This is a genomic window from Parabacteroides sp. PF5-6 (assembly GCF_029504695.1).
In the GTDB taxonomy this organism is placed as follows: Bacteria; Bacteroidota; Bacteroidia; order Bacteroidales; family Tannerellaceae; genus QVMG01.
This window is the reverse complement of the sequence record NZ_JAQFIN010000011.1, coordinates 57417-74664: the sequence shown is the minus strand read 5'-3', so window position 1 is coordinate 74664 and position 17248 is coordinate 57417. Positions and strand designations below refer to the sequence as shown.

Here is a 17248-nt window from a genome sequence, read left to right as displayed (position 1 = left end):
GAGAAACTACCGTTTATAGGATAGCCTCTTCGATATCTTTTTTCCGTTTCAACGCTTCGAGGAAATAATAATCGGCGTAGTTCAGGGGTTTATCGACTTCGGCGTCGTGCGGTATGCTGCCGACGCTGTGCATCAACAGGAAGTTGCCGTTCGTGCCCGGTTCGGCGCGGTAGGCGGGCGAAGCCAGGCTGCGCATGATCTGGTCGGCATACGTTTTATAGGTGTCGGCCTCCGGAAGATCCAGGGTGCTGATCTCATACAAAGCGGAAGCGATACAAGAAGCCGAAGAAACATCACGCAACGCATTCGGGATATCGGGCGCATCCATATCCCAATACGGGATCAGGTCGTCCGGCATATCTTTATGATCGCGCATGAAACGGAACGTCTTCAAAGCCTGATCGAGGTATTTCTGTTCGCCGGTCTCCCGGTAGCAGATCGTATAACCGTAGATCGCCCAGGCTTGTCCGCGGCTCCATGCCGATTCATGGGCATAGCCTTGTGCCGTATGGCGGTTGCGCACCGAGCCGTCTTCCAGGCTGTAGTCGATCACATGGTAGCAGCTTCCGTCCGCGCGGAATTGCTCGGTCAATGTACGGTCGGCATGGGCGAGCGCAATCTCGCGGAACGATGGATCGTCGGTGATTTTTGTCGCTTCGAACATCAGTTCCAGGTTCATCATATTATCGATAATCACCGGACACTCCCAGCCGCGCTGCGACATCCAGCCCCGGTCGACATCCCACGATTGGATAATACCGGCTTCCGGACGGAAACGGGTCGATAACGACCGGGCGGCCTGAACCACCACTTCTTTATACTGCGGATTGCCCGTCAACCGCAGTCCGTTGCCGAAACTGCATCCGATCATAAAACCCACATCATGGTGCCAGGTCAGGTTCTTCGCTTCCTCAATGGCCGCACAATATTTTTCGGCCAGCGGACGATAAGCCTCATCGCCGGTCAACTCATACAGATACCAGATGGATCCGGGAAAGAATCCGCTCCGCCAATCCGCATATCCACAATAGAACACCGAGCCATCGGCCTTCAAAGTGGTTGGGTTTAAGAACTTCTCACTATTCTTTTCGATCACATCAATTTCACGCCCTATCTGATCGCAGGCGAAAGCCACGTTTTCCCGGATAAAATCGGTATCCGTCTCTTTCTTTTCCGCACAGGCGAAAAATAAGAGGGAGAGTACAAGAGCTGTAGTAGACTTCATCATATCATTGTTATTTTGTTGTTTGTATCAGAAATGAGTATTTCCCTTTGCGTTTCATCTGCTTGGCATATAATGAAACACGGTAAACTGCCTCGCCCCACACATTCGACAACCGGGCATCATCCAGTGTGATCGTTTCAACGACCGGATCAAAGACCTCTTTGTCGTAGATCAATTTGACCTTCTGCCCGCCGGCTTCAACGGTGAACTCACCCGCCTTCGTCAGTTCGACCTTCCCCCAGGTCAGGAAATTCACCTGGTTGGGTTCCTTTGTTTGATCCAGCGAGAAGCTATCTTCAATCTTCACCCCGTTGCGTTCCAAGGTGTACGAACGGATCCATTCTTTCACGTGAGCCTCTTTCGGATAAGCCGTTGCGATATTGGCAGAGAAGGTTTTTCTTCCCGGCTGGAAACGGACATCCGTCGCCTTATACGCCGCGCCAAAAGCCTGTGCCACGCCATTGATCATCGGCACATTATGATAATCACTCTGCATCGTCCAGATCGAATAGCGTTCCGAGCTGAAGGTCTGCCGGGTGTACGTTCCCACGCCGGCATCGATAAAGAGCGGGGTCTTATTCAGGTAAAGGGAAAACGTGCCGATATCGTTATGATTATGGCTTTCATTGTTGTATCCGCCTTTAGCGGCTAAGAAAAATCCGTTGGCATGGGTCAGGTAGCAAAACTCCGTTTCGGGATACCAGGTATAAAGCGGAGGGGTATAATCGGCTGTTTCGTTCGCCAATTCCTCCCGGTAAAGCAGGGTTTGCAAAGTGCGGAACACATCTTTCCCCGAAGAAACGGGTAGTTGCCGTGTCAGCTGTTTCTGATAGGCGGCATACTGTTTCATCACCCGGCTATCGACCGCTTTCCCATACCGGAAGATCAGGTCGGCACCTCCCCCTCCTTTAGCCGAGGCATCGGCGAAATTGACCACCCAGCCATCCCCGACATAAGAATAAGCGATATACTCGCCCATCGCTTTGATCATCGGCTGATCGAAGATCGAGATCTTTCCGCCCGTTCCGTCGTACAAGATCTGCAGGTAATCGTACATCTTGCCCGCGGCATGCCCCCAATACGAAGGGCCTTCCTCGCAAGCCCCGTCGGTATGCGTATAATTGATAAACTGATCCACAGAGACCATCGTGCGGTAAACGGCCTGCGCCAGGATGTCCGGATCGTTCTCCAAGAGGAAGAAAGTTTGCAACACATTGAAGTTACACCAGGGATTCCAGTTGTTCACCATCATGCCCGGTTGGTAGTTAAAAGCCATCCACCAGAAGCTATCGTCGTGCATAAACGCATCCATTGTACGCTCCTGCAATTCCGTCCGTAACCGTTCGGCAATCACCGGATTGACCTGATCGAAAGACGGTTTGAAATAATAATACACCCAGGCCAGCATAGAACTGAGATCGCCCGAGGTCAGATCGATCACCGGTTTTTTATTGTCCGGAAGCGAGCGGCCTGAGATCTGCTCCCTTCCCAAATGGGCGGAGAGCGCCCAGGAAGTCATCTCGCATGCCTGGTACACACCATTGATCAACGGGTCGATAAACCGACCTTTTCCTTCCGCCAGTTCGGCCATGAAAAGATCGGCTATCGCCTGATTGTTGCTGCCGAAGGGATCTTCCATCACCCGACGGTTCCCTCCGCGTTCAAACTCTAAATAATCGGTTGCCTTAACGACTTTCCATTCATAATTAAGTCGGTCTACTCCTTGTTGTATAAAAAAACCTTTCGTATCACCGAATAACTCATCCCAGCCCTTTCTGTCGGCATAAGCGGGATACGGAACCCATTGTTGTTGCATGACCAACACCTCTTTCAACCGAGAGATGTCCGTTGTCTTTTGGAGTAAGTCTTTCTCCGTATAGGCATGCAAATGCATACCTATACAGAAGAAAGAGAAAAGAAGGAGCTTTTTCATAAATATTTTATATCTAAGTCTGTATCTAACAGTATAACATTTATCGTGTAACAGTAACAAAAGTACAGTACATAAGCCAAAAAGATAGCATATATAATCTATTTTATATGCACAAATAGTCCCAAGCAAGGTTTTAACATCTCTCCACAGCCCAAAAACCCGGTTTTCCCTGAAGGGAGAAGAGAGAAGGGGGAAGGGAAGAGAAGAGAGAAGATAGGAGATAGAAAGCGCAGGGCGGGGAATAGAAGAAAATCTTCCGATTTTCTTCGGTAGTGGGTAGTTGGTAGTTGGTAGGCGCGGAGCGGTAAATGGAAGGGAATTTGAAGGTGCAGGATAATGCCAAATGAACTATCTTGGCTCCCCTTCTTAGAAAAGAAGGGGGTGGACCAGAGCCGTAGGCGATGGTGGGGTAGTTTGATCCTAATTTTGTATGAGATAGGTGTTTATCTTTTATTCCAGCATTCAAACTACCCCACCGCTGCAAGCAGCGGTCCCCCCCTTCTTTTCTAAGAAGGGGAGCTGAGATAGTCCATCTGCTATCACCGGAAAATCCTCAAATCTCAAAAGATTTGCAGATCCGAAGCGAGTTATTGGAGAATGAAACCTCCAAAAACCCCCTCCGTACAGCGTTTTTCGTTTTTTTACTACCATCATACAGGATTTTCTTTCTACTCTGTATATCAATCATATAGCTATTTTAGGCAGCCCCAAAAAGACTAAAATCCCTGTAAGTAACTTTTTGATACCTGTTGGAGAGCCCCATCAGTGATCGGTTTAACATTGTCGGCTGTTCCGGCTGTATGATGGTAGTAAAAAAATGAAAAACTATGTGCGGGATGATCGGTTTACCGCTAATTATCGTTTGCATTTGTTGACATCTGTCGTTTATCAACCCAAGCCGCCTCCTTTACCGAAAAGGCCGGCAGGGTTTCCGAAAAGGCCGCCGGAGTTTAGCAAAAGGCCGGCAGGGTTTTTCCAAAGGCCGGCAGCCTTTTCCGAGAAGGTCTGACGTTTTTTTAAGTATGCCTTTATCTTTCACCCGAAACGCTGATCAATACAGGGATCTGGCGACCGGGTGAAAGGTGAAGACCGGACTAAAAACTTTTATGTGGTAAACTACCGGTACTTTGCGCGCAAACTACTAATACTTTGTCGCCAAACTACCGGTAGTTGGTGCGCAAACTACCGGTAGTTTGTGAAGGGGATATTAATATCTCATAATCAATCCGTTAACCAATAGGGTCAACGTTCAGATACCAAAAAGGCCACCCCGCAATGGGATGGCCTTTGTTTGGTGTTATAGCTACTTATTTATTCGCTTCAAATACTTAGTAGATCCAACCCGGTGTCGGAGTCAGGTTCGGATTCATTTCCACTTCCTTGGCAGGAATCGGCCAGGTGTATTTGTAATCGCCTTGCCAGGTGTACGGAGAGACAACTGCGCCCCATACCTGAGTGATACCGTTACCTGCTTTGAACTTCGTTTCTTTCAACGTCTTCCAACGCATTTCGTCGAAGAAGTTGATGCCTTCGTTCACGAACTCGATGCGTCTTTCGTGACGTACTTTCTCGCGCAGGTCGTCCTGACCGGTGTATTGTACCGGAGGCATTCCCACGCTGGCACGACCACGTACCATATTTACTTTCTCAGCAGCTTCGGTCAGTTTACCTTGCTCTACCAATGCTTCAGCCCACAGCAAGAGCACGTCGGCGTAGCGGATCATCGGTTCGTCGGTCGGACAACGGTCGCGCGCCGGGATCGGGTTATTGCCTTCGTAAACGAATTTACGGTGCAGGTAGTGGAACTGTGTACGTGAGTCGGTCCAGAGGTCGCCACCTGCCTGATCGGCCATCGGCCAGGTGCTGGTGGTCAGGATCTCATTCGTGCCGAAGATACCCAGATACGTAGAGTACGGCGTGATCACGCTGGCAGCCAGACGCGGGTCACGGTTCTCGTATGCTTTCTTGATACGTTCTTCGTTGCCTGCCGGCAGATAAACTGCTTTAGCCGCGTCGCCCAGTGCATCCAGACGTTTTTGTACCGCATCCGTTACCGTCGCTGAAGCACCTTCGATATTCCGCAGGAAGTACACCTCACGCGCTTTGGGATCCATGGCGTTAAAGCCCGGGATGATATCGTCCCAGTTGAACGCTTTGCCATCGGCATATTCATACATATCCACGAAGCTGGGAGCCACCAGGAAGGTATTCCAGCAAGAGCCGAAAGAAGAACGGGTACCGCAATAGAACTGTGAGTTACCGCCAAAACCGGCATCACCGATATGCTGTACGCTGAAGATCATCTCTTCGCAACGCTCGTTGGCTTCCGTGAACAGTTCTTTGTAACCGTCCTGGAACAAAGCGTAACCACATTCGCCTACCTTAGCGAAGTCGGCAGCTGCCTGATCCCATTTCTGTTGGTGCATATATACTTTCCCTCTCAACGCGTAGGCAGCCCCTTTGGTGGCACGGCCTTCTTTAAGGTCGATATTCGGGAAGTTCGGTTCGTTGATACAGTCGGTCAGGTCTTTGGCGATTTGTTCCCATACTTCGTTTTCCGAGCTCTGTCCTAACGTACATTCGTCCGGAGTGATCGGTTCGAGATACACGGGAACACCTTTGAACAATTCATTCAGTTTGTAATAATGCAGGGCACGAAGGAACTTCGCTTCAGCGACCAGACGGCCTTTCTTTTCGGCCGATACCGGAGATACTTCCGGAATGTTCTTGATCGCGTCGTTTGCCCGGTGGATTCCCTCATAAGCTTTCTTCCAGAAGTTGGAGAACAAGCCCTGGCTGGTTGTTGCCGTACCGTTCATAAACGGTTCGTTATCTCTACGCTGAGAAGTCACACCCCACTGGTCGAGGGCATAAAGACCATAACCCGCGCCATCCCCTGCATAACCCCATCCTCTGAGGTTCGAGTAGATACCGGCCACGCCCATATCGGTCAGGTTTTCCGTTCCCCACATCGTCGAGGAAGCCGGTCTGTTGTAGGGCGCCGTATCCAATATATCGGTACATGCTGTTGCTAACGAAAGCATGCCTATTGCTGCAACTATTGAAAATAATCGATTCATATTCATTTCTCTTTATTAAGTTAGAAAACAAGGTTAAGACCTGCAGACAGCATTCGGGCTGTCGGATAAGCATTGACCGAACCACTCATTTCAGGGTCGAGACCCGGGAAGTTGGTAATCGTAATCAGGTTTTCACCGGCTACAAACACGCGTACATTCTGCAACTTAGTCCGTTCAATCAAGGTCTTCGGCAAGGTGTAACCTACCTGAAGGTTTTTCAACTTGATATAGGAAGCGTTATGCAGGTAACGTTCGTTATCGTAATGCGCGCCACTTGAGTTGTATTTCAAACGCGGGTATTCCGCATTGATATTGTTTGCGGGATCCGAAGGATTCTCTTCGTTATAGTAGTAATACTTCGTAGCGGCATCGTGTGCCAATACGGTACGGTCGCCCAGGTTCGAGTTATCGATACCGCGGGTATTCATGTAGTAATACATACCGGCGTTACCTGCCCAGGTCATGCTGAAGTCGAAACCGTTCCAAGCCGCAGAAGCATTCAAACCGAAGCTGTATTTCGGCATTTCCGATTTGCCGGTAAACTTGCGGTCGTGCGTGTTACCATAGATCTTATCGCCGTTATTATCCGCCAGAATGAATTCACCATACCACAAACCGGATTTGCTTACCGTGTTTGTTGCGAAGCTATAACCGGCTGCCTGCATATCTCTTACCCACTGCAAGTCGGCTTCTGTACGGATCATACCGTCTCTTGGTCCACCGTTCGGGTCAACGTTGCCACTGCCATCTTTATAGGTTCCGGTTCCTTTGTAAACCGAACGCATAAAGAACTCATCAAACATATAACCTTCCGTACGGATCTTCGTTCCATTGATATCGGCTACGTCACCGATATTGCTCTTGTAAGATTCACCTTCCCAACCTTGATTCAGTTTGCCTTTATAAGCAACCACCTCATTCTGGTTGTACGAGAAGTTGGCATTCACCATATATTGTACCTTACCGATCTGGTCGTTCCAGGTCAGGTTCAGTTCAATACCTTGGTTACGCATATCCGAGGTGTTCTTCGTCGGAGCGCCTACCGTACCCATCGTCAGATAGATCGACGGTGAAGTCAGGATCCCTTCCGTCAAGCGGTTGTAGTAGTCTACTTCCAGGTTCAGGCGTTGGTTCAATACCGACGCGTCCACACCAATACCGAAAGAGTTTACATTTTCCCACTGTAACAGGGCGTTCGCCAGTTTCGACTGTGCCAGACCGTTCAGGATCACGCCACCGAAAGACGTATTGGTCTTTCCGTAAGTCGCCTGCCAGTCGTAATAACCGGAAGTGGTGTTACCCAGCTTACCCCAGTTGGCACGCAGTTTCAGGTTGTCGAAGAATGAACCTTTCATAAATTCTTCTTCCGAGATACGCCATCCGGCAGAAGCGGAAGGGAACGTACCCCAACGGTTGTCCGGAGAGAAACGGGAAGAAGCATCGCGACGTACGCTGGCTTCAAACAGGTAACGTCCTTTGTATGCGTAGTTCACACGGCCGAGCCATGACAACATACCGAAGTTGTAATGCGCGCCATACTGGCTGTCTGAACCATCACTGTTACGGAAACCGGTGATCTTGTCGTTCTCGGTTGCCGTGGTAATATCGGTCAATGAGAAGTCCATCATACCGTGACGTTGCGCGTAGATTCTCCGGGCGTCTTTATAATATTGTTCGTAACCTACCATAGCAGACACATCGTGGTCGCCGAATGATTTGTTGTAGTTCAAACCTACCATCGCGGTGTATTCGTATGATCTTTCACCGTCGTACGAGATCGTTCCGGTCGAAAGGGTGCTACCATAACGTTTGATTTCGTTCGTGCGGAAGCTATACATATTGTTTTCTTTGGCATAGGCTTCGCTATCGTAACGATAATCCTGATAGTTGAAACGGGCCTGAGCCGAGAGTCCGTCGTAGATATCGGCTACGGCATACCAGGTGGTATTCACGCGTGTGGTGGTCTTTTCACCTCCTGTATTGTTCAGGAACCAGAACGGGTTGTTTGCTGTTCCGTCTTCTTCGTCTGCTTCAGGGAAACCGTATTTGCCGTCGCGTTGCGGGGTCATACCCGGCACGGTCTGGAACAGATAGGTGAAAGCAGAGCCGGTATTGCCCGCTTCGGTGAATTGCTTGGAAGCATAGGTCTGTGTTCCGAAAGTCAGGAAGTTAGCAATCTTCGTCTCGGCGTTGATACGGAATTGATATCTTTCCGATCCGGTGTTTTCCATCGTTCCGGGGTTGTCCATATACATCATCGACAACAGATAGTTTGAGTTCTTGCTACCGCCTGAAACCGAAAGGTTATGCTTGTGGTACAGGTTGTTTTCGAACAATGCGTCGAACCAGTCGGTGTTCGGATACGCCAGGTAGTTGGGGATACCCCATTCGTTGTCTGTTCCGTTCGGATTCTGTGAAGCCTTACGCCAGGCGTCGATGGTTGATTGATTGTAGCGTTGGGTATGTCCCATGTTCGACTGTGCGCGGTTGAACAAGGTCATATAATCCGCATAGTCGGTAATAAAGTCCACCTTACGGCTGGGCTGTTCGGAAGCCACGATACCGGAATAGGTTACGCGCGGAGCTGCTTCCGTACGTCCTTTCTTGGTGGTGATCAGGATGACCCCGTTTGCACCACGTGACCCGTAGATAGAAGACGAAGCCGCGTCTTTCAATACAGAGATTGATTCCACGTCGTCCGGGTTCACCGAGTCCATACTACCCACCGATCCATCGACGATCACCATCGGGCCACGGGAATTGCTGTCGAACGTACCGATACCACGGATGCGGATACTGGCACCGTCGCTGCCCGGGTTACCACTCGTTTGGCGAACGGTCATACCCGGAGCCAAACCAACCAATGAAGTTGACAGGTTAGGCACCGCGCGGCTTTCTAATTTTTTCGAGCCGATGCTGGAAACCGAACCGGTCAGGTTCACTTTCTTCTGCACCCCGTAAGCGACGACGACTACTTCGTCAAGCGCTTGTGTATCTTCCGCCAACAGGATGTTGAATGTCGTTTGATTGTTTACCGGGATCTGTTGTTCGATATACCCGATATAAGAGATTACCAGCGTGGCATTGGCAGCAACGCTCAGCGTAAATTCACCATCGAAATTGGTGATGGTTCCGTTTGTAGTACCTTTTTCTACTACGTTTGCTCCGATAATCGGTCCGCTCGCGTCGGAGACAACCCCTTTTATCGTGATCTTTGCTTGTTGCGGAGAAGCTGTGATAGCCGCTTCCGCATTTTCAAGCCCTGCAGTCGGATTGGCCTGAACCGATCCAACGGATGCCAGAAGCATTGTTGCTCCTACCAGCATCGTTTTCGAAAAGAGAGAGATGTTGAAATCTTTCATCATAATAACATAGACTAAAAGTTTATAAAATATATTTCATTCTTTGAGAAACTTTGGCCGCACAATGGCGGTTCTTACTTGCACATTCCTGAGTTTTAGATTTGCATAGGCTTTTTAGATTTTATTTTGTTTATTATTGTTAAGGCAAATATATGGACTGTCAATTGTTTGCGTCCACACATTGCGTCCGATTCATATACACAAAAAGTCCAAGCCCGGGCTTTTAACTCTTTCTACCCGTTTATTTCCAAGACCATAAGACGATATCCGACTTCCGGTCTTTCCCATTTACCGAACGGGCTTCGATCTGATTCTCTCCGGCAGACAAAGCGACTTCGTTCCAGGTGAACGTAGCATAGCCGTCCGGTGTCTGCCGGCCGAGGCTTTTCCCGTTCACAAACAATTCTACTTCTTTCAGGTTGGAGAATACCGTTACGGTGGTAAGTGGTTGGGTGCGGCGCGTATGCCGGCGGTTGGCGATATACACGAATCGATCCTCCGTGTTCCAGTTGGCCTTATAAAAGTAGAAGGCATCCTTTTTCACTTTCCGGTCGAAGGTGACCAATCCTTTATCATTGATGCCCGGACGATCGCCCTCGGTACGGTGGGCGGCTCCGAAGTCGAACATATTCCAAACGAAAGAGCCCCAGATAAACGGGCGTTCGGCTATCGCCTGCCAGTTGCCGATATGGTAGGCCGTTTGCCAGTTCTCGGGATGCCACCAGCCGGAGGCATCGCCGCTTTTCACTTCGTCCTGTTGGTGATAGATGCTGGCACCGGCACCGTATTCACTGATACCGATCTTATAGGCAGGGAATTGGCGGTGGATGCCATCCGCCCATCGCCCCAGGTCGGCGAAGCTGCCGCCATACCATCCGTAATACTTATTCCAGGCAATCAGGTCGGAATGCGGACTCAGCGCATTATCATCGCCCAGGAAGCTGGCGGCAACCGTCGGACGTGTCGGGTCTTCGTCATGGGCCAGGGCATTGAGCTCCGCGATATACGCTTCGGGGCTGTCACCGATGGTCTTCAATTCATTATACAAGCCCCACATGCAAATGGAAGGATGGTTATAGTGCTGACGGATGAGTTCTTTCAGTTGCTCTTTCCCGTTCGCGCGGAAAGCAGGCTGATCGACATACCCCCGTTCTTCGTAACCGCCGGGACCGATAAAAGGAATCTCTGCCCAGATGATTAAGCCGCTTTCATCGGCTAAATCATAGAAATAAGGGGCCTGGGGGTAATGCGCCAGACGGATGGCATTGGTTCCCATCTCCAGGATAATATCCATATCTTCCCGATGATGCATAGGCCGCAGGGCATTGCCGATCTCCGGCCGGTCCTGATGGCGGCAAACGCCTCTCAACTTGAGAGGATTACCATTCAGGAAGAAGCCTTTGTCGGCATCCACCGTATAATAACGAAGCCCCAAAGGCTGGCTAACCGTATCGACGATCTGCCCGTTCACCGCCAGATCGACCCGCACCTGATAACAGAAAGGATCCTTGCGCCCGTCCCACAAACGGGGAGACGGCAGGGTGAAACGGATCTCCTGCGGTTGATTGATGCCGGTAGGTAAAGTAAGGGTTTTCTTTTCCGAGAGCAGTTTTTTGCCGCCGTCAAAGATGTTCACCGTCAGCTCCGCCTCTTCCGTAGCCGCATAATTACTCAACATCACCCGCGCGTTTACAACCGCCTCTTTCTCCGATATCTTTTCTTGCACCAGGTAAATGCCCGGCGAAGCATAGTCGGTCAGTGAGATCTGCTGCTCGTCGGTGACGATCAGGTAAACATCCCGGTAGATGCCGCCGTAGAAGTTGAAGTCGCCCACCAGCGGCATAATATCCAGTTGCAAGGCATTGTTTACGCGAACCAGAATCTCATTCGGCTTCCCGTAATCCACCCGGTCGGTCAGATCAAAGACAAAAGCGCCATAGCCACCCCGGTGTTCCCCGACATGTTGTTGATTGATAAAAAGATTAGTGACTGTGTTCGCCCCTTCGAAGCGGAGGAAAAGGCGTTTGCCTTTCCATTCTTCCGGGATATCGATCATCTTCCGGTAATTGCCCACGCCTCTGAAATAGTCCTGCTCGCCCGCCAACGCGTCCTGTGCGTTCCAGGTATGGGGCAAATCGACCCGGCGTTCCGAATTTTTCTGTACCTGCCAGGAAAAGCGGAAGTTCCAGTTCTCGTTCAACAGGATTTGCTTCCGGGCAGCAAATAGCGTACTATTACAACATACGCATAGTAGGAATAAAATGGCGGTCTTCTTCATGGTATTTCCCTTTTGCAAGCAAAAATAGGGATCCACCCCCTGACCGGGCCATACAAATCGTCCGATTTATTGACACATATTGTCTAAAGGCAAAGAATTAAGAATTACCGCTATTTATGGCGCTACTGTTCTTTTTCAAAGTCTTCCAGTTCGCGCAGGCCTTTTTCCATGGCGGCGATGTTGTTGCGGTAGAAACGATACTGGACGACGCTGACAAAGGCCGTGCAGAGTAAAAGAACGACTATTGTAACCACATTCATCGTATGAAAATAGATTTTATCGCCCTGCAGAAGGATCACCGCGCCACCTCCCAGAAGCCCTACGACAGCGCCCCAGGTATGGTTCCTTTTGTTCAGTAGTTTGTAGCGGAGGATGACTTTCATATTCTCCACGATGCCTTTCCCCTGGAGGTCGATACCCAATAGGAGATACATCAGATAAGCCTGTACCGCCAGGGCAAGGGCCATCATGCTCATTAATACAATAAAAGAGGAGGTCAACAGGACCGTATTGATTTTGATCAGGGGCAATAGGATGATCGTTACAAACACAACGACCAGACTAAATAAATCATAGCGTTGCAGTCGGCTCTGCGCCGATAGCGTTTTCTTCTCGATCATCTCCCGCACGAGCCGTTGGTTCACTATCTCATTTTGCGCCAGGCGTTCACTCAGGATACCCCAGCTCGCTTTTAATTCTTCCAATTCCATATTCGGTTGTTTTTTAGCTGTCAGACATTGTTTTCAATTTCTCTTTGATCCGATTCAGTTTGACGGCTACATGGTTGCGCGTAAGGCCGGTGATCTCCGCGATCTCGTGGTAATTCTTCTCCTCGAGCCAGAGAAGAATAATCGCGCGCTCGAGCGGATGGAGGCGGTTGATCATGCGGTAGAGTTCGCGAAGCTGACTGGTTTTGTCTTCTTCGTAGGCAAAATCTTCCAGGTCGACCGTGATGGGAACCACTTCCGGCCGGTTCTTCGATTTGCGGTAAAAAGACACACAGGTATTCAGCCCGATACGGTAGACCCATGTCGAGACCTTACTCTCACCCCGGAAGTGAGGATAAGCTTTCCATAGATTGATCACGACCTCCTGATAGAGGTCGTTCAGATGATCGGCTCCGGAGGCATACATATAACAGACCTTATAGATGATCTGCTTATAGTCTTCCACCAAAGCGACAAACTCTTTCTTTTGCAACTGTAGATCCATTGAACTTTTCGTTTCTATATCATCAGTCGCAAAACGGAAGAAATAGTTACACTACCTGATCAGATTCATAAATTCCTCCCGCGTCTTGGCTTGCTGGAAGAAGCCAGTGAAGTCGGAAGTAGTCGTCAGGGAGTTTTGTTTTTCCACGCCGCGCATCTGCATACACATATGTTGGGCTTCGACGACAACCATCACGCCCAGGGGATCCAACGTCTGCTGGATACAGTCTTTGATCTGCATCGTCAGGCGTTCCTGGATCTGCAAGCGGCGGGCGAAGATATCCACGATCCGGGGAATCTTGCTCAGGCCCGTGATGTAGTGCCGGGGGATATAAGCGATATGGGCCTTACCGAAGAACGGCAGCATGTGATGCTCGCACATCGAGAAGAAGTCGATGTCTTTCACAATCACCATCTGTTTGTATCCTTCCTCTTTGAACATGGCAGAGCGCAGGATCGCTTCGGGGTCTTCGTTATATCCTTTGGTGAGGAATTGCATGGCTTTGGCTACACGTTCGGGCGTTTTCAACAGGCCTTCGCGGGTGACGTCTTCTCCCAACAGGCCGATAATCTCTTTGTAATGTTGCACCAACGCTTCGTTGGCAACGATTGTGTTTTCTGTTATTCTCATATCTAAATGAAGAATGAAGAATTAATATAGTGGGATTCGAATCTTTTCTTTAACAATATACATTTCTTTGGCAAAGGAAGGGAAAGAAACGGATAATTGGCGTAATACATGATAAGCTTCCTCATGGGTGCGGTAATCGCCTACGCGCAATCGCCAGAAGGGAGCGGTATAGGTCACATACGTGGTCAGGTCCGGGAAAAGCTCTTTGATCTTTTTCTCTTTATCAAAGGCTTCGTCTTTCGACAAGCGCTGATTATTTCCGGAGAAGACCTGGGTGCGGAAACCATCGAGGATCAGGAACGAATCGCCATCGGTCTGTTCCACATTGGCGCCGTGTTTACGGGCGCCCACCAACTGGCGGATCGCATCCGACTGATGAATCACCACCTCTCCTTTTCCCCATCCCGGTTCTTCCAGGGCATCGAAGATCGTCTTGACCTTCTCTTCCTGTACGGGCAATCCGGTTGCCGTCTGGGCGCTCTGGGCGAACAAAAGACTGGGGAGGAAGATGAAGAATGTAAAGAATAAATGTCTCATAAAAAATTATGAATTATGAATTATGAATTATGAGATAAACGATGAGATGGGAGTTCTCATAATTCATAACTCATAATTCATAATTCTAAACGCGCAGAGCGCGTTTAGTTAAAACGCTTCAATAATCGGCATAAATTTATCTACGCCCAGTGAAGCCCCACCGATCAGACCACCGTCGACATTGGGTTTGGATACCAGCTCCGCGGCATTGGCACCGTTCATGCTGCCGCCGTAAAGGATCGTGCAGTTGTCGGCAATCTCTTCGCCGTATTTGGAAGCGATCGTGCGACGGATATGCGCGTGGATCTCTTCGGCCTGGTCGGCCGTCGCGGTTTTGCCTGTACCGATAGCCCATACGGGTTCGTAGGCGATCACCAATTTCGCGAAATCTTCGGCAGAGAGTTCAAACAGAGAAGCTTTCACCTGCTCGTCGACCACGTCGAAGTGCTTGCCGGCTTCTCTTTCTTCCAGCACCTCACCGATACAGAAGATCGGCGTCAAGCCGTTGGCCAAAGCCAATCCTACTTTCGTTTTCAGGATCTCAGCCGTTTCGTGGTAGTAAGCTCGACGTTCCGAGTGACCCAGGATCACATATTTAGCGCCCGTAGAAGCGACCATAGCCGCCGATACCTCACCGGTATACGCGCCTTTATCCTGATCTGCGCAGTTCTGGGCAGCCACACCGATCACATTCGTATCGATAGCCGCAGCGACAGAAGCCAGATGGGTGAACGGAGTTCCGATCACTACATCACACTTCAAAGTCTTACCTTTCAATGCTTCATTCAATTCTTTTGCCAATTCCAACCCTTGCTCGAGGGTGGTGTTCATTTTCCAGTTTCCTGCGATAATGTTCTTTCTCATAACTTAATTATTGTTAATTGCTTTACGCTTCGCTAAGCGAACGTTGTTTGTTAATTCTTAATTGTTAATTCTTAATTGTCAACTGCCTTCCGCCGTCGGTTACGCAGGTAATCGTAGCCCCAAACGAACAGCAAAGGTACGGCAAAAGTCAATAAGTTGGTTATCATCCAGGTGTCTTCTTTCTTCACCGCCTGGTCGCGACCGCGATAGTCGTCCATCACCGCCTTCACTTCTTCCATCTCGGGAATATCCCGGAAATGCCATTTCGCCCATACCGTTCCGCCCCTCAACAGGATCAGGCCGGGGTTCGCGCGGATCATCGTTTTCAACAGGACATCATCGGCCTGCAGGAAAGGATATTCGGCACCCGTATAGTCGATCCAACGGTTGATCTCCTCTTCCGGCGAACCGGTCACACCATAAAACGCCAGGGCGTGTTCCTGCGCGTAGTCGAATACGCCGTTGATCTGATCGATATATTCATCGTTCGCCGCACCGAGGTTGGGCGAGACCAATAAAAAGACATCTTTGTCGGCTTGCAATATCTCCTGCGTCACATCCTGATCGTCCGGATTATATAAATTGAACGCGGCGATCAAAGGCACATAACCTTGTTTGATCAGGGTCGTCTGCGACTCCACGAAAGTCCAGCCGCTGCCCTCGGCAGGCAGGTTGTCGAGTCCGAACGTCTGTTGCGCCCCGTCTTTCTCATAGATAAACGAATAGAGGTATTCGTCTTCGGGCGCTCCTTCGGGAATGGCCATCGCTTCAGGGATATTCGTGCCCACCTTATACGGGCGGAAATCCATCACCGGCAGGTGGCGGTAGTTCTGCAGGGTGAAAAAGCTGCAGAAAAAGAAAGCGAACAGGGCGACAAACCAATATACCTTATAGGTAAAGAACTGGTAGATCCGTTGATTATGAATAAACAGGAAAATAGCGGCGGCGAGCAATACGACATTCTTGCCGAACGTCTCCCAGTTGCTTAGGATCACCGCATCGCCGAAGCAACCGCAGTCGGATACCGGATCGAACAATGCCAGATAGAGGGTCAACGGCGTCATAAAAGCCATCATCGCCAGTGCCAGGAAAGAGGCATACCGCCGGTAGACGCCCAACAAGACACAGACGCCCAGCATAAACTCGATCGCAATCAGGTTGAACCCGAACACCTGGGATAAGGACTGGAAACGATCCAGTCCGAACGCAATCAGGTAGTCCCCGATCTTCAAAGCGAACCCGACCGGGTCGACCGCTTTCACAAACCCGGAAAAGACAAACACCGCCCCGATCAATACCCGGCAGCATTCGGCTAATCCTTTGATGATCGTTTCCCGGTATTTCATATCTCTGTTTTTGCCTCTTCCAGTTTGATCAAACCGAAAAGCGCGTAGTTGATCATATCCATATAGTTGGCATCCACCCCTTCGGAAACCAGGGTCTGCCCGTCGTTGCTCTCGATCTGCTTCGTGCGGTAGAGCTTCGTCAGGATCAGGTCGGTGTACGAGCTGATCCGCATGCTGCGCCACGCCTCGTCGTAATCGTGGTTCTTGGCATACATCAGTTCTTTCGTCTCCGTGATGTATCGATCATACAACGCCAACGCCTCTTCGTAACTCATATCCGTGGTATCGGAAAAACCTTTCGCCAGTTGAATAAGCCCGATCACGCCATAGTTGACAATGGCGATAAACTCCGGACGAATGCCTTCGTCGACCTTACTGACGCCTTTGATCTCCAGCGAACGTATCCGGCTGGCTTTGATAAAAAGCTGATCCGTGACTGACTCCGGACGCAAAATCCGCCAGGAAGGACCATAATCCTTCAACTTCTTTTCAAACAGCTCCCTGCATTGAGCGATCACACGCTCGAATTGCTTATTTGTCTCAGTCATATACCCTGTTACATCAAAATTTAGGAAGCAAATATACAATAATTATGACTGCTTTACAAAGCAAAGTGATAGACTATTGTATCTCAAGTCATTACGGGAATCTTTCTTTCCAAATAGCAGGCTTATATTTGTGCTGATAATTATCGACACTTGTGCTGATAATTATCGGCACTTGTGCTGATAATTATCGGCACAAGTGTCGACAGCTATCAGCACTTTCAAAATCCGGCATT

The 17248-nt window shown here is 49.7% G+C and carries 12 protein-coding genes; all 12 read right to left on the bottom strand.

Annotation, left to right across the window (positions count from 1 at the left end; all coding sequences use genetic code 11):
* Positions 1 to 13 precede the first annotated feature (13 nt).
* Positions 14 to 1228, bottom strand: a complete 1215-nt coding sequence (locus M2133_RS12350) for a glycoside hydrolase family 88 protein (protein ID WP_277466457.1) — start codon at positions 1226 to 1228, stop codon at positions 14 to 16.
* Between the two features lie 7 nt (positions 1229 to 1235).
* Entirely contained in the window at positions 1236 to 3158 is a 1923-nt protein-coding gene (locus tag M2133_RS12345) for a heparinase II/III-family protein (protein ID WP_277466456.1), read from the bottom strand.
* Positions 3159 to 4486: 1328 nt separating this feature from the next.
* Positions 4487 to 6238, bottom strand: coding sequence for a RagB/SusD family nutrient uptake outer membrane protein (locus tag M2133_RS12340; RefSeq protein ID WP_277466455.1), 1752 nt, complete (start codon positions 6236 to 6238; stop codon positions 4487 to 4489).
* 20 nt (positions 6239 to 6258) lie between these two features.
* Positions 6259 to 9603, bottom strand: coding sequence for a TonB-dependent receptor (locus M2133_RS12335; RefSeq protein WP_277466454.1), 3345 nt, complete (start codon positions 9601 to 9603; stop codon positions 6259 to 6261).
* Between the two features lie 238 nt (positions 9604 to 9841).
* Positions 9842 to 11878 carry a glycoside hydrolase family 2 TIM barrel-domain containing protein gene (locus M2133_RS12330; protein WP_277466453.1) on the bottom strand — a complete coding sequence of 679 codons (2037 nt, stop codon included), beginning with the start codon at positions 11876 to 11878 and terminating at the stop codon, positions 9842 to 9844.
* A 122-nt stretch (positions 11879 to 12000) separates the two neighbouring features.
* Positions 12001 to 12588 carry a hypothetical protein gene (locus M2133_RS12325; RefSeq protein WP_277466452.1) on the bottom strand — a complete coding sequence of 196 codons (588 nt, stop codon included), beginning with the start codon at positions 12586 to 12588 and terminating at the stop codon, positions 12001 to 12003.
* 13 nt (positions 12589 to 12601) lie between these two features.
* Positions 12602 to 13090 (bottom strand): sigma-70 family RNA polymerase sigma factor, encoded by a 489-nt coding sequence (locus M2133_RS12320; RefSeq protein WP_277466450.1) that lies wholly within the window; start codon positions 13088 to 13090, stop codon positions 12602 to 12604.
* 51 nt (positions 13091 to 13141) lie between these two features.
* A complete protein-coding gene (gene folE, locus M2133_RS12315; RefSeq protein ID WP_277466449.1) occupies positions 13142 to 13720 on the bottom strand; it encodes a GTP cyclohydrolase I FolE in 579 nt (192 codons plus the stop codon).
* Positions 13721 to 13741: 21 nt separating this feature from the next.
* On the bottom strand, positions 13742 to 14257 hold the full coding sequence (locus tag M2133_RS12310; RefSeq protein ID WP_277466446.1) for an SPOR domain-containing protein: 516 nt from the start codon (positions 14255 to 14257) through the stop codon (positions 13742 to 13744).
* A gap of 108 nt (positions 14258 to 14365) precedes the next feature.
* Positions 14366 to 15121 carry a triose-phosphate isomerase gene (tpiA, locus tag M2133_RS12305; protein ID WP_277466444.1) on the bottom strand — a complete coding sequence of 252 codons (756 nt, stop codon included), beginning with the start codon at positions 15119 to 15121 and terminating at the stop codon, positions 14366 to 14368.
* 71 nt (positions 15122 to 15192) lie between these two features.
* Complete coding sequence (locus M2133_RS12300; protein WP_277466443.1) at positions 15193 to 16467, bottom strand: BT_3928 family protein; 1275 nt, start codon at positions 16465 to 16467, stop codon at positions 15193 to 15195.
* On the bottom strand, positions 16464 to 17015 hold the full coding sequence (locus tag M2133_RS12295; RefSeq protein WP_277466442.1) for a DUF1599 domain-containing protein: 552 nt from the start codon (positions 17013 to 17015) through the stop codon (positions 16464 to 16466). The genes M2133_RS12300 and M2133_RS12295 overlap by 4 nt, the downstream gene beginning before the upstream one ends.
* Positions 17016 to 17248 lie beyond the last annotated feature (233 nt).

Coding starts and splice junctions, on each gene's coding strand:
- M2133_RS12350 (WP_277466457.1), bottom strand. CDS start 1,228: ATGATGAAGTCTACTACAGCTCTTGTACTCTCCCTCTTATTTTTCGCC.
- M2133_RS12345 (WP_277466456.1), bottom strand. CDS start 3,158: ATGAAAAAGCTCCTTCTTTTCTCTTTCTTCTGTATAGGTATGCATTTG.
- M2133_RS12340 (WP_277466455.1), bottom strand. CDS start 6,238: ATGAATCGATTATTTTCAATAGTTGCAGCAATAGGCATGCTTTCGTTA.
- M2133_RS12335 (WP_277466454.1), bottom strand. CDS start 9,603: ATGATGAAAGATTTCAACATCTCTCTCTTTTCGAAAACGATGCTGGTA.
- M2133_RS12330 (WP_277466453.1), bottom strand. CDS start 11,878: ATGAAGAAGACCGCCATTTTATTCCTACTATGCGTATGTTGTAATAGT.
- M2133_RS12325 (WP_277466452.1), bottom strand. CDS start 12,588: ATGGAATTGGAAGAATTAAAAGCGAGCTGGGGTATCCTGAGTGAACGC.
- M2133_RS12320 (WP_277466450.1), bottom strand. CDS start 13,090: ATGGATCTACAGTTGCAAAAGAAAGAGTTTGTCGCTTTGGTGGAAGAC.
- folE (WP_277466449.1), bottom strand. CDS start 13,720: ATGAGAATAACAGAAAACACAATCGTTGCCAACGAAGCGTTGGTGCAA.
- M2133_RS12310 (WP_277466446.1), bottom strand. CDS start 14,257: ATGAGACATTTATTCTTTACATTCTTCATCTTCCTCCCCAGTCTTTTG.
- tpiA (WP_277466444.1), bottom strand. CDS start 15,121: ATGAGAAAGAACATTATCGCAGGAAACTGGAAAATGAACACCACCCTC.
- M2133_RS12300 (WP_277466443.1), bottom strand. CDS start 16,467: ATGAAATACCGGGAAACGATCATCAAAGGATTAGCCGAATGCTGCCGG.
- M2133_RS12295 (WP_277466442.1), bottom strand. CDS start 17,015: ATGACTGAGACAAATAAGCAATTCGAGCGTGTGATCGCTCAATGCAGG.